9 protein-coding genes are annotated in these 13,406 nt (G+C 67.8%); 2 read left to right on the forward strand and 7 right to left on the reverse strand.

Features of this window, described 5'->3' with window-relative positions; genetic code table 11:
• Nucleotides 1-30: 30 nt before the first annotated feature.
• On the forward strand, nt 31-1,257 hold the full coding sequence (gene argJ / locus ADAD_RS0114180; RefSeq protein WP_010415112.1) for a bifunctional glutamate N-acetyltransferase/amino-acid acetyltransferase ArgJ: 1,227 nt from the start codon (nt 31-33) through the stop codon (nt 1,255-1,257).
• Nucleotides 1,254-2,066, forward strand: a complete 813-nt coding sequence (locus ADAD_RS0114185; RefSeq protein ID WP_010415114.1) for an inositol monophosphatase family protein — start codon at nt 1,254-1,256, stop codon at nt 2,064-2,066. The genes argJ and ADAD_RS0114185 overlap by 4 nt, the downstream gene beginning before the upstream one ends.
• A 7-nt stretch (nt 2,067-2,073) precedes the next feature.
• On the opposite strand, the gene trxA is transcribed toward ADAD_RS0114185, so the two are convergent.
• From trxA to ADAD_RS0114220, 7 genes are read right to left on the reverse strand one after another with little or no spacing between them, the layout of a single operon-like run.
• Nucleotides 2,074-2,394 carry a thioredoxin gene (trxA, locus tag ADAD_RS0114190; RefSeq protein ID WP_010415117.1) on the reverse strand — a complete coding sequence of 107 codons (321 nt, stop codon included), beginning with the start codon at nt 2,392-2,394 and terminating at the stop codon, nt 2,074-2,076.
• A gap of 48 nt (nt 2,395-2,442) precedes the next feature.
• Nucleotides 2,443-5,925 carry a double-strand break repair helicase AddA gene (gene addA, locus ADAD_RS0114195; protein ID WP_010415118.1) on the reverse strand — a complete coding sequence of 1,161 codons (3,483 nt, stop codon included), beginning with the start codon at nt 5,923-5,925 and terminating at the stop codon, nt 2,443-2,445.
• A complete protein-coding gene (locus ADAD_RS0114200) occupies nt 5,922-8,909 on the reverse strand; it encodes a PD-(D/E)XK nuclease family protein (protein ID WP_010415119.1) in 2,988 nt (995 codons plus the stop codon). Before ADAD_RS0114200 ends, addA begins: the two co-directional genes overlap by 4 nt.
• A 6-nt stretch (nt 8,910-8,915) precedes the next feature.
• On the reverse strand, nt 8,916-9,632 hold the full coding sequence (locus tag ADAD_RS0114205; protein WP_010415120.1) for a nucleotidyltransferase family protein: 717 nt from the start codon (nt 9,630-9,632) through the stop codon (nt 8,916-8,918).
• Nucleotides 9,629-10,612: an aminoglycoside phosphotransferase family protein gene (locus ADAD_RS0114210; RefSeq protein WP_010415121.1), complete on the reverse strand. Its 984-nt coding sequence runs from the start codon at nt 10,610-10,612 to the stop codon at nt 9,629-9,631. The genes ADAD_RS0114205 and ADAD_RS0114210 overlap by 4 nt, the downstream gene beginning before the upstream one ends.
• On the reverse strand, nt 10,609-11,052 hold the full coding sequence (gene tsaE / locus ADAD_RS0114215; protein WP_029140164.1) for a tRNA (adenosine(37)-N6)-threonylcarbamoyltransferase complex ATPase subunit type 1 TsaE: 444 nt from the start codon (nt 11,050-11,052) through the stop codon (nt 10,609-10,611). Before tsaE ends, ADAD_RS0114210 begins: the two co-directional genes overlap by 4 nt.
• Complete coding sequence (locus tag ADAD_RS0114220) at nt 11,049-13,400, reverse strand: PAS domain-containing sensor histidine kinase (RefSeq protein ID WP_010415123.1); 2,352 nt, start codon at nt 13,398-13,400, stop codon at nt 11,049-11,051. The genes tsaE and ADAD_RS0114220 overlap by 4 nt, the downstream gene beginning before the upstream one ends.
• Between the last annotated feature and the right edge of the window lie 6 nt (nt 13,401-13,406).

The following is a 13,406-nucleotide window of genomic DNA, read 5'->3' on the forward strand; positions in this document are numbered from 1 at the left end:
GCTTCGCGCGCGAACCTAACCGCCGCCATCATGGACCTTGAACGCTCCCCCCTCGCCCGGCCCTTCCCCGACATCCCGCCGATTGCGGGCGTGACGCTGCGCGTGGCCCGCGCGCGCTACAAGACCTGGGATCGCTGCGACCTCACCTATGCCGAACTGGCCGAAGGGACGACCGTGGCAGGCGTGTTCACCCGCAGCGCGTGCCCTTCCAGCGAGGTGGAGCTTGGCCGCGAACAGGTGAAGGCAGGCCGGGCGCGGGCGCTGATCGTCAATGCGGGCAATTCCAACGCCTTTACCGGCTATCGCGGCCGGGAGGCCGTGGAACAGATCATGGCGCAGGTCGCGGACAAGCTCGGCTGCACGAAGGAAGAGGTCTTCGTCTCTTCCACCGGCGTGATCGGCGTGCCCCTGCCCAAGGACAAGGCGCGTGAGGGCGTGGAAGCGGCGCTGGGCGCCCAACCCTGCTCGTGGGAGGAAGCCGCGCACACGATCGGCACCACCGACACCTTCACCAAGGGCGCGCATGCCTCCGCCATGATCGGCGACACGCGGATCGAGATCGGCGGAATCGTGAAGGGATCGGGCATGATCGCGCCCGACATGGCGACCATGCTGGGCTACGTCTTTACCGACGGGGCGATCTCGCCCGCTTTCCTGCAGGAGTGCCTCTCCCACGCGAACCGCGAGACCTTTTCCTGCATCACCGTCGATTCCGATACCTCCACCAGCGACACCGTGCTGGCCTTTGCGACCGGCAAGGCAGGCAATGCACAGCTGACCTCGTTCGAGGATCCCGGCGCGGATGCCTTCTTGGCGGCGCTGCGCGATGTGTGCCGCGAGCTGGCGCATCTGGTGGTGCGTGACGGCGAAGGGGCGCAGAAATTCATCGCGGTCACAGTCACGGGCGCGAGCGATGACGAGAGCGCGCGCATCATCGGCCTCTCCATCGCCAATTCGCCGCTGGTGAAGACGGCCATTGCGGGCGGCGATGCGAATTGGGGCCGCGTCGTCATGGCAGTGGGCAAGGCGGGCGAACCGGCCGACCGCGACAGGCTCTCCATCGCTTTCGGCGGCCACTGGGCCGCGCGGGATGGGCAGCCCGTTGCCGATTACGACGAGGCACCTGTGGCGAAGCACCTGCAGGGCCAGGAAGTCGATATCTCCGTCGATCTGGGCCTCGGCGAAGGGCGGGCCACGGTGTGGACCTGCGACCTGACGCACGGATATATCTCGATCAACGCGGATTACCGGTCGTGAGCGCACTCGACCGCGAAGTGCTCGCGCTGATGCGCGACGTGTCCGAACGGATCATCATGCCGCGCCACCGCGCGCTCGAAGCGACCGAGATCATCGAGAAGGCGGACGACGACCTCGTCACTATCGCCGACCGGGAGGCGGAGGTGGCGCTGGCCGAAGGGCTAGCCAAGCTGCATCCCGAAGCCGCCATCGTGGGTGAGGAGTCGGTGCACGCCGACCCTGCGGTGATGGATCGCCTGTCCGGCACCTGCTGGATCATCGACCCCATCGACGGGACCAGCAACTTCGCCAGCGGCAAGGGCCATTTCGGAATCATGGTGGCTTTGGCGGAGAATGGTTTTGCGCAGGCAGGCTGGATCTACGATCCGGAGCGGGATCGCCTGTGCGCAGCGCATCTGGGCCAGGGCGCCACGATCGATGGAGAACAGGTCCTCGCCCGGCCCAGTGGCGCGAACCCGCCGCATCTCGCGGCGATGACGAAGTTCATGGCGCCCGCGCAGCGCAAGCGCTTCGAAACCGAGATCGCCCCCAATTACACGCTGGTTCAGCCGCCAGGCGCTGCGTGCGAGCAATATCCGCTCACCGTTCTGGGCGAGCACGATGTCGCCATCTACGAGCGCACGCTCCCGTGGGATCACGCAGCGGGCAACCTGTTCCTGAACGAAGCAGGCGGCACCTGCCTGCGGCTGGACGGAACGCCCTATCGGGTGGACGATGGCAGGCGCGGGATGATCGGCGCGGCGAACCGCGAGCTGTTCGACCAGCTGATCGCGCGGCTGGCGGCAGCGGGCTATCAGCCCGCCGCCTGAGCGCCGATCAAAGCTCGCCTTCGAGCCATGCCTTCAGCTGGCTCTTGGGCCGTGCGCCGGTCAGTTCGGCGGCGCGTTCGCCATTCTTGTAGAGCACCAGGTAGGGAATGCCCTGCACGCCCAGCTTGCCGGGGGTGTCGGTGTTTTCCATGATGTCCATCTTGGCGATGGTGACCTTGTCGCCCATCTCCTCGCTGATTTCTTCCAGCGCGGGCGCGACCATCTTGCACGGGCCACACCATTCGGCCCAGAAATCGACGAGAACGGGCTTGTCGCTCTCGATCACGTCGGACTGGAAGCTGGCGTCGGTTACGGTTTTGGTGGCCATGCGGCATGTCTCCTTTTCGTTGACCCCGTATCTAGTGACGCTGCGGCATTACGCAAAGCCGGGCGCAGCGAAGTCTTCCTGCTGATCTGCCAAGCCGGGCTTGTGCGCCGCGAGCAATCCCTCCGGCAAAGCGATAAGCTGCGGGGTATGCGTATAGAGCAACGCCGCAGAAATCCGCCGCCCCGGGTAGATCGCGGCGAGCGCGTGGGCATAGGCGGACATCTGCTGCAAGGTCGATTTGGGCACGGCATCCGCGTCGGTCGGCGGGCGGCGCGTGGTCTTGTAATCGACCACCAGAACCTCTTGCTCGCTCACGCACAGCCGGTCGAGCTTGCCCGTCACGACCTGCCCGTTGACGGTTGCGGCAAGCGAAACCTCGGCCAGCGCGCCGGGCGTGAAGAGGTCCGCGAACTGCGGATCGTCGAGCACGGTGAGCACCTGAGCGACCATTTCCGCATGCGCGCCTTCGGGCAGGTCTGCAGCGTGTGTCCCAAGCCAATCGAGCGCCCGCGCCTCGCGCGCTCCGGCCGCAATATCGGGCAGCCGTTCCAGCAGGCGGTGGACCAGCGTACCGCGCTGCGCCGCGTCGTTCCCCGCAGACAGGCCCGGCGGATTGGGAGCGAGATCGTCCCCGACGGAGGACGGCGCGAGCGGGCGCAGTGGAGTGGGTTCGGCGCCGGGGGGCCTGATCGCCCAATCGGGCAGCCCGGGCATATCGTCCACGCGATCCTGCGCAGGGGCAGGCACGCCCGCCTCGCCCAGCGTGCCGATATCGTTTCGCGCGCCCCAGATCGGGTCCGGCACCGGCTCGCCCTCGAACAGCGCGGCGGCCTGCGCGTACCAGCTTGCCTCGGGCACGTCCTTGTCGCTCGGCAGCAGGGCGCCGCCGATATACAGCGCTTCCTCCGCACGGGTCATGGCGACGTACATCAGCCGCCAGTGCTCCTCGCGCTCGCGGGCCGCCTTGGCTTCTTCCGCCGCCAGCACCGGCCCGGCCTTGGCCTCCTTCGGCAGGCTCGGCAGCGGCACCGGACGTCCGTCGTCCGTTGCCAGCTCCCCCGCCCGCGCCGGCCCGCGATCCGGATTGCCGGTCGCATCGGCAAGGATCACGATCGGCGCCTGCAAGCCCTTGGAGCCGTGCGCGGTGAGCACGCGCACCGCATTGCCGCTGCCCGCCGCTTCGCGCTTCAGCTCCTCGTCGGAGGCATCGAACCAGTTGAGGAAGCCCTGCAGGCTGGGCGTATGCTCGGCGCAGAACGCGAAGGCTGCGCCGACCAGCTCGTCGATCGGATCATTCGCTTCGCGTCCCAGCCGCGCAACCAGCTTGCGCCGCCCATCCCACGGGCCGGTCAGCAGCCATTGCAGCAGCGCCTGGGGCGGCTCATTATCGACCCGCGCGAGCAGTGCGCGCAGCCGGTCGGCGGTCTCCACGCACTGCGGCGCGTCGCTGCGGCGGATATGGTCCCACAACGTCACCTTCTTCTCTCGCAGGCCGTGGTCGAGCAGATCATCCTGCGACCAGCCGCCCAGAGGCGACACCAGCAGATTGGCGAGGCTTAGGTCGTCGCGCGGCTGCGCGGCGAAGCGCAGGGCGGCCAGCAGGTCTTTTACAGCCAGCGGAGAGCCGAGCCGCAATCTGTCGACGCCTGCCACCGGCACGCCAGCTGCATGAAGCCGCGCGACGATCAGCCCGGCAAGGGCGCGGCGCTTCCTGACCAGGATCATGATATCGCCCGCCGTGGCGCGGCGATTGCCGCCCTTGGTCAGCGGATGCCCGTCTTCCAGCCACTGCTTCACCTGCGTGGCGATGCGATCCGCCATGCGACGCTCGGGCGCGGGCAGCCAGGTTTCCGCGCCTTCTTCCTCCACGGCTTCGGGATCGTCGCCTTCGTCCGCGCGGATCGGCGCCCACAGGGTAACGCGCCCTGCCCGCTCTTCGCCCGTATGGTGCACCGCCTCGCCCGCCATGCCCATCGCTTCGGTGCCCACCTGCGCCACCGCGCGGTCGACGAAATCGAGAATGGTCTGCGAACTGCGGAAATTGCGCTCCAGCCCAAGCTTTTCGAGCGGCGTGAGCGGCACCAGCGGCCTTTCGCGCGTTTCCATCGCCAGCGCTTCGGCATTGGCGATGGCGGCGTTGATCCGCGAATCATATTCCGCGCGCTTGGCAAGGAACAGCTGCGGCTCGGTGCCCTGAAAGCCGAAGATCGCCTGCTTGTAGTCGCCCACGACGAAGATCGTGCGCAGCCGGTCTCCCGCTGCGCCGAGGCCATTGAAATAGTCCTGCGTCAGCGCGTCGATGATCGCCCACTGGCTGGCATTGGTGTCCTGCGCCTCGTCCACCAGGATATGGTCGAACGCGCGGTCCAGCTTGTAGCCGATCCACTGCGACATTTCCGAATTGGCGAGCAGGCTTGCCGCACGGGCGATCTGATCGTCGAAATCGACCAGCCCGCGCACCCGCTTCGCCTCGTCCCACATAAGCGCGAAACGCCGCCCGAGTTCGAGCGCGGGGGCGAGATATTCGGCCAATGCCAGCAGAGCCAGCTTCTCACGGATCGCATCGAGGCTGGCCTGAACCGCGGCGACATTGCCCTCGTAAGCGGGATGCCGCTTGGCGAGGTTGGTGAGGTTCTTGGGCTTGGAGCCATCGGCAACCAGCAGACTGCCGTTGAAGCAGGCCAGCGTGGCAAGGCGCTGCTCCGGTTCGGCGGCAAGCCAGGCGGAGATGGGCTCTGCCGCCTCGCGCCCGCTCTTGGTGTTCCAGTCCTGCAAGGTGGCAAGACAGGCTCGCAGGGAGCCGCAATCGAACCGGTCGTCCGCGCATTCGCCCGCCAGATCGGCCTCGGAAAATTCGCTCGGCAGGCCCAGGAGCTGCATGATCCGCGGGCGCATCGGGCTGCGCCACCCGCCCGGTTCCGCCCATAACTCGCGCGCGCTGGCGCAGGCCATCAGCCACGCCTTCGCGCCGTCGGGTGACAGCCTTAGCGAGAGCATCGCCAGCGCGCTGCGATCATCCTCGTCCGCATTGCTCACGAGGTCGGTAAGCACCTCGCGCGCGAGCAGTTCGCGCGTGCGGTCGTCCATTGCCACGGTGCCGGGTTCCAGCCCGGCTTCCTCAGGGAAGGCGGCGAGCAGGTATTGCGAAAAGGCATGGATCGTATCGATCCGCAGTCCGCCGCCCGGGCAATCGAGCACCTTGGTGAATAGCGTGCGCGCCCGCGCCTGCGTTTCGGGATCGAACTTCGCGCCGATCGCCTTCAGGTCGCCAGCCAGCGCGTCCGGCTTCATGCGCACCCAGCGCGCCAGCGTTTCGTTGACGCGGGTCGCCATTTCCGCCGCGCCGGCCTTGGTGAAGGTGAGGCACAGGATCGATCCCGGCTCCACCCCCGGTTGCAGCAAGAGCCGCAGCACGCGGGCGGAGAGCACCTGCGTCTTGCCGGTGCCCGCGCTGGCGGACAGCCACACCGAACGTGCAGGGTCCGCTGCCAGCGCCTGTTCGGGCAGAAGATCGTAGAGCTTGCCGCTCATTCCTCTCTCCCCAGCCATTCCTCCAGCCGCATCAGCTGGTCGTAGGTCGCATAGAGCTTCAGGTCCGGGTTGGGCCGCGCGGTGAAAGGCTCATTCCCGAGGATCCACCGATCGAGCGCATCGTGCAGAAAGCGGCGTGCTTCGGGGAGGAAATCGTCCGGCTCTATCCCGGTGCGCGCCGCACCCACCTTCAGCGGCGTGGTGACATAGCCGAAGCCGGTATCCGACTTCGCATCGCGACCCAGCGACCAGTATTCGAAGCGCGTCGGCGTGCCGTCGATCCCGCGATCCGCGTACGCGCCGTCCGCCAGCAGCAGCCCCAGCGTGCCCAGCTGCAATGCGAAGCCTTCCGCCACCATCTTCTTCGATGGCGGCCCGCCGGTCTTGTAATCCACGATGGCGTAGGTGCCATCCGCCAGCCGGTCTATCCGGTCGGCCGTCCCCTTGATCTCGACCCCGCCGTAATCGCGCTTCGCCTGTTCCTCTACCGCCACGATGGTCCGGTCCGGGTCCCCCTCGACCTCGTTGGCGATCCATTCGAGCGCGGCCATCAGGCGCGGTTCCCACAGGGCGCGGGTCAGCGGATGGGCATCCATTTCGGCGAGGTGCTTGGCGGCCAGATCGGTGAGCGCGCCGCCGTGCTTGTGCCACTCCTCCAGAATCGCGTGCGCGAGCGTGCCCTGCCACGCGGGCGAAGGCTCCGCATCGAGCGGGTCCTTCTCGTCCAGATGGAGGATCGAGCGGGCATAGAACTGGTACGGGTCCGACCGCAGCCGGTCGAGCGCGGTGGCGCTGATCGAAACGCGGCGTACGGCGGCGGGGGGCATGGGCCGTGGCTGCGGATAGAGCGCAGCAGGCTCCGCATCGCGCAAGGCGCGGACCAGGCCGGGGAGCTCTTTCTCCTCGTGCCGGTTGGCAAGATCGCCCAGCAAGGCCTTGATCCGCAGGAAGAACCGCGAAGGGATTGCAGGCCCGTCCGCATCGCGTTCCGCCCTGGTCAGCAGCACCTGGGGGGCACCCAGCGCGCCGGCCAGATCATGCGCAGCAAGACCGATGCGGAACTCCGCACCCGGCACACCCAGAGCGCGCAGAACAGGCGGCGCGAGCAGCGGATCGGGCGAGGCGCGGCCCGGCCAGATTCCTTCGTTGAGCCCGGCGCAGATAATCAGATCCGCGCGCGCCATCCGGCTTTCGAGCAAGCCGTAGATCGCAACGCGCGGATGCCCCCCATAGGCCGGGCGCACCGCGACCCGCTCCATCGCGTCGGACAGTACATCGTGCAGGTCGCGCGGATCGAGCAGGGTGCCCGCCGCGATCGATTGCTGCCGCAGCTCATCCACGAAGCTGCCCAGCGCGCGGCCGTCTTCCCGCGCCCAGATATGCTCGCCGCAGAAATCCTCGAGGGTTTGTGCAAGGCCGGTCAGCAAGTCGGCCAGCGGCACATCGCCGTGCTGCCCCATCAGCGGTTCGAGCTTGTCCGCCACGCCCTCCCACCAATCGGGCACCTTCGCCTTGGCGGCATAATGGCGCAGCGGGCCAAGGCCCGGCGCCGGGCGCGGTCCGCGCAGCCGATCCTCGAACGCGCGCAAGGCATCCAGCCAGTCGGCGCGCGCCTTGCGTTCGTCCTGAGCACCGGCAATCCCCATCGCGGGGTGCCCCAGAAACGCGATCAGGGAGACCGGCGCGGCGCGATCCGCGATAACCTTCGCCAGCAGCAGCAGCGCACGCCCGGCGCGCGTTTCGCCCAGCGGCGCACCGGCGGAATCGTCTGCCTGAATATCCCAGCGGCGCAGATGGTGTACGATCCTGCGCGCCAGCCCCCGGTCCGGCGTCACCACCGCCACCCGCTCGCCCGGCTGCTCCAGAGCCTGCCGCACCGCCAGCGCGACCGCCTGCGCCTCCTCCTCCGGGTTGCCGACTTCAAGCAGGCGAACGCCCGCGAGCCGCCGCTTCTCCGACGGCAGATCGACCCAGCTCTTGCTCGCCTGCGGGGGGAGGAACAGCGCGCTGACCGCGTGGGTCCGCTCGGGCGGAGCCGCCCCGATACCCCGCCGGTGCCATTGCTGCACTTCGCCGCGGTTCACCCCCATGCGGTTGAGCAGCAGCTTGAGGTGATATTGCGGGTGGGTCGGCGCATCCTCGCGGCCCAGCCGCTCCCCCCCGGCATCGTCGGACTGCCCTGCCCTGCCCAGCTCCGCCCAGGCCGCATCCGACAGCGACAGGTCGAGGTCCGGCAATATCACGGCACCCTGTGGCAGTTCGCTGACGACCCGCAGAAGGCGTGCGAGGGCGGGTGCCGCGCTGGTCACACCGGCAGCGACGATGGGTGTGGCCGGCGGATCGGCGCGCCAGGCCCTGGCTGCCTGCCCGAAGAGCAGGTTGCGACGGGTCGCAGCATCGACGCGGCCCATTGCCGCCAGTTCGACAAGCCAGCGCGCCTGCACGCGGGCGAAGCGCCGCAAGCTGTCTTCCCAATGCCGCGCGACCGAACCGACGACATCCTTCACGCGTTCGCCGATCAGGTCCTCGGGCGCGATTTCCTCGACCAGCAGGCGGTCCATCGTCTCCGCCATCATTCGCGCCTGCCGGAACAGCGGTGGACCCTGCGGAGCCTGATCGCCCATTTCCTCCGTCAGCAGCGCCGCGAGACGCAGCCAGCGGTAGGTCGGATCGACCGCAGGGGGAATGCCATCACCGCCGCCAAGCGGATCGAGCAGCGGGCCAAGCGCCTCGTCCAGCGAAAGATCGCCGATGGTGACCATGCGCGGCAGCAGCAGGCCCTGGCGGCCGCCGTCCTCGCCCATCCGGCGAACGAACGCCTCGCTCACCGTGCGGATCGCGCGGCCGCTGGGCAGCAGCAGGGTCAACCGCGCCAGCCCCAGCCCATCCTCGGAATAGCGCGGCAGCAACCCTGCCACCAGCGCATCGGCGAACCCGCGATGGGCCGCAATCGAATAGACCTGCGGCCCTAGCCTGTCAGACATGCGGCCTCAGCCACGCGCCAGCGCTTCCTCGGTCTGGCGTACCGCCGCTGGCGTGCCGACCTCGAACCATTCGCCGGTGAATTGCAGACCGAACAGCCGCCCTTCTTCCATTGCGCGGTTCCACAGGATGTTGGTGGAAAACTTGTCCTCGGGTGCATCGCGCAGCAGGCGGTGCGACACCAGCTGGATACCGGTATAGATGAAAGGCGCGATCCGGCCCGACTTGCGGCGCGAGACGAGGCCGCGCGCGTCCAGATGGAAATCGCCCGGCCCGCTGAAATTGCCGGCCCGCTTGTGCGGAACGACCAGCAGCAGCGCGTCCATCGCGGCATCATCCCAGCGATCGGACAGCTCCGCAAAGGCATTGCGCGGCCCTTCCAGCCAGATATTGTCCGAGTTGAGGCAGTAAAAGGGATCGGGCAGCAGGCCTTGCGCCTTGATCATCCCGCCTCCCGTTTCGAGCAGCTGTTCCCGTTCGTCCGAGATGTCGACCTTCGGGCTTTTGCGCTCCGCCAGATGGGCTTCGAGAGCGTCCGCCAGGTAATGCACGTTGACGACCGCGCGGCTCACGCCCGCGTCCGCCAGCCGATCCAGCGTGTGGTCGATCAGCGGCTTGCCCGCCACCCGCACCAGCGGCTTGGGCATCGTGGCGGTGAGCGGGCGCATGCGCTTGCCCAGCCCCGCCGCCATCACCATCGCGGTGTCGGAGACAAGCGCGCTCATTGCGGCACCGCGCCGCGCTGCTCGCGCAAGTTCGCGGGGATATTGGCATCGAACCACCGCGCCACGGGGGCAAGCGCGGGATGGGCAAGATCGCGCTCCAGCGCCTCCCACACACGCGGGATCATACCAAGGTAGCGCGGCTTGCCATCGCGCCGGTCGAGGCGCGCGAAGATGCCGACGATTTTGGTGTTCCGCTGCGCGCCCAGCAGCGCATAATCGGCATCGAACCGGTCGTCGCACTGCGCACATTCGCGGTAATGGGCCAGCATCCTTGCTTCCAGTTCCGGCGCCACGTCGCGCCGTGCATCCTGCAGCAGGGAGACAAGGTCATACGCCGGGTGGCCGACAAGCGCGTCCTGGAAATCGATCACGCCCTGTTCGTCCACGCCATCATCGGGGCGCAACAGCATGATGTTTTCCGCATGATAATCGCGCAGCACGGTGACGCCGGGCTGCTGGCTTTCGATCAGCGGGGCGAGTGCCTTGCGCCATGCTTCATCGAAACCCTGCGTATCGACATCGAGGCCGAGCGCAGGACAATACCATTCGGTAAACAGCTGCGCCTCGCGCAGGTAGGTCAGCTCGTCGTAAGGCGGAAAAGGCCCGGCGGACTTGCGGTGCAGATCGGCCAGCGTATCGATCGCGGCGGTATAGGCTGCTTCCTCGCCGGCTGGATTGTCGTCCAGCCAGTCGCGCATGCGCGCGTCGCCGAAATCCTCGATCAGAACCCATCCATTGTCGAGATCCTCGGCATAGATCTGCGGCGCGCGGATCTCGTTGTCGAGCAGCCAGCGCCCGACATGCAGGAACTCGCGTGGTTCTTCGGGCGGCGGTGCGTGCATCAGCATCGCGCTCTTGCCCTGGTGGTGGAGCCGGAAATAGCGGCGGAAGCTGGCATCGCCGGTCAGCGGTGCGATCTGCGCCCCGGCCCAGCCTGCCGCGCCGAGGAAATCATGAATACCGTCAGGCAATGTCGTCATGGCGCGCGTCCTAGCCAATCTGCCCCGCATTCGACAATCGCCAAACGCGTATCGCCCCGATCCGACAGCGAAATCGAGAGGCAGGCGGGTTCATGGCCGAAGCCGCCCGCCTTTTCCGGCCACTCGGCGATCAGCACCGCGCCTTCGCGGTAATCTTCCAGCCCAAGCTCCTCGGCCTCGGACGGGTGTTCGAGGCGATAGAAATCCGCGTGCGCCACGGGGGGATCGAGCGCGTCGTACATCTCGATCAGCGTGAAGGTGGGCGAGGGAACCTCGCCTTCGTGGCCTGCTGCGCGCAGGATGGCGCGTGCCAGCGTTGTCTTGCCCGCCCCCAGCGGGCCGGACAGCGCGACAACGTCGCCCGCACGCATCCTTGCGGCAATCCGCGCGCCTAAATCCTCCACCGCAGCGAGGTCGGGAAGCTCCACGGGTTCACTCATGACGCGCGCGGCAGCGTCATGGTGACGCTGGTGCCAACTCCCTTCTGCGACTGGATTTCGAACCGGCCCCCATGTGCCTCGATCAATTGCCTGGCAAGTGGCAGGCCCAGTCCCTGTCGCCGCGTCGTATCGCTGCCGCCATCGTCGCGCATGCCGTCGAGCGCTCGGGTCAGCTCGGCTTCTTCCATGCCACGCCCATTATCCGAAATCACGATGCGTGCCCCGCCCTCATGCGCGGAAATATCCACAAGGATGCGCCCGTTTTCGCCGCAAGCCTCGATGGCATTGTCGAGCAGCTGGCCTATCGCGCGGCCCAGCTGGCGCGGGTCCGCCGCCAGCTTGAGCGACTGGCTGCCCCGCAGGTCGAGCGTGATCGACTTCGCCTCGATCGCATCCTCGCGCGCCCGCGCAACCCCGGCGACAAACGCCAGCAGCGACAATTCGCGCCGCGCAATCGGGAGAAGGCCCGCTTCGCTCTGCGAGAGGTCGAGCACGTTTTCCACCTGATCGGTAAGGCGCGCGACCGATTCGAGAATGGCCGCGACATATTCCTTCGCCCCATCGCTCAGCGGCCCGGCAACCTCGGCCTGCAGCAGCTCCGCAAAGCCGCCGATGGAGGTGAGCGGCGTGCGGAATTCGTAGGACATGTTGGCGAGGAAACGGGTCTTCACCTTGTCCGCCTGTTCCAGTGCCTCCGCCCGGTCGCGCAGAGCCATCTCCGCCTGTTCGTTGGCGGTCACATCCAGCGTGGTGAGCAGGCCGTTGCCATCGGGCAGCGGGATGCCCGCGAACTCGATGGTCCGGCCATCGGCCAGCTGCAACCGCCCCGCCCGCTCCTTGCGGTCGAGCGTGGCGGAACGGATCACCTCGGCGACGCCCTTGATCTGCCGTGGTCGGGCAAGGTTGCGCTCTATCATGTCGAGCAGCGCATCGACGGAAGGATGGCTGTCCAGCGCGTCTGCTTCCAGCCCCCAGGTTTCGGGGAAGCTGTGGTTCCACAATTGCAGCGTCCCGTCGGGCGCGAACACCGCCAGCGCTTCGAAGAGGCTGTCGAGCATGGCGGTGCGCGTGCGCAGCAGGGTATCGCGGTTGGCCGCAAGCGAGAGCTGTTCGGTACGGTCTTCGAGGATCAGCGCGAGCCCGCCGTCGGGCATCGGCTGGCCGACGACCGAAAGGTGCGTGCCATCAGACAGCGGCCAATCCTCTTCCTGCGTCGCATCCTCGCCGAACCAGTCCACGCGGTCCTTGCGCCAGGTCGGGAAGTCGCGGACTTCGGGCAGGCGGCCCTCGTCGCGCGCATCGCTCAGCATGCGTTCGAAGGATGTGCCCAGCGGCCCGGAACCGGGGCGCATGCCCAGCAGACGGCGGAACGGCTGGTTGGCGAAGGTCAGCTTGCGCTCTCCATCGAACTGCGCGACGCCGACCGAGAGCCGGTCGAGCATGCTGCGCTGCGCTTCACGGTAGGCGCGATGCTGGCGCGCCTGGTCTTCCTGTTCCTGGATATCGACCGCGTAGCCCGCCACCCCTTCTTCCCCCAGCGGCAGGTCGGACACGCGAAAGCGCCGCCGCACCCCGTCAACACTGGTGACGGAGACGACCCGCTCGATAGGCTCGCCCGTCACGGAGGCTTCGCGCGCGACATCGGCGGGGATCGCACCGTCGACCGCCTCGACCAGCTCGATCTGCTGGTCGATGACGCTTTGCGCATCCTCGGCACCCACTGCGGCGACATAGGCCTTGTTGACCAGCTGCAGCTGCATGTCCGCATTGCGGAACCACATCGGCGTGGGGGCCGCCTCGATCAGGCCGACCAGCGCCGCGAAATCGGACCGGGCGCGCGCCGTTTCCTTGCGCATGCGGCTGAGTTCCAGCTCGCTCTCGCTGAAGTCGAACACCCAGATCAGTGCGGCGCCGCCGGGCGACACCTGCGGGTCGGCCAGGCTGCCGCGCAGTGCGAGGCTGCGCGAGGACCCGGGCAGCGTCACCGCCATGCGAAACGGCGCGGCGGATTTCTGCGCCAGGCGGACCTTTTCGGTCAGTTCGTCCAGCTGGTCCGAGGTCAGGCCACGGTCGGGATACTTGGCCAGTTCACCGAGGAACTGCGGAAGCTGATCGAGCCCGAGCCAGTGCGCCAGCCGCTCCGACCCTTCCAGCCGTCCGTCGCTGCGCACGAGCAGCGCGGCCGTTGGCGCCTCGTCAAGCAGCCGGTTGAGGCGCATGGCCGTGCGCCGCGCGGCGTCCGCACCGCGCGCGCGGGCACCCGCGGCGATCATCAGCCACGCAGCGCCAGCCGTCCACGCCGCCAGCAGAAGGCCGAGAAGCGCCAGCGCGGTTGAGCCAAGGTCCATGAGAAT

Source organism: Citromicrobium sp. JLT1363, from assembly GCF_000186705.1.
GTDB lineage: Bacteria > Pseudomonadota > Alphaproteobacteria > Sphingomonadales > Sphingomonadaceae > Alteriqipengyuania.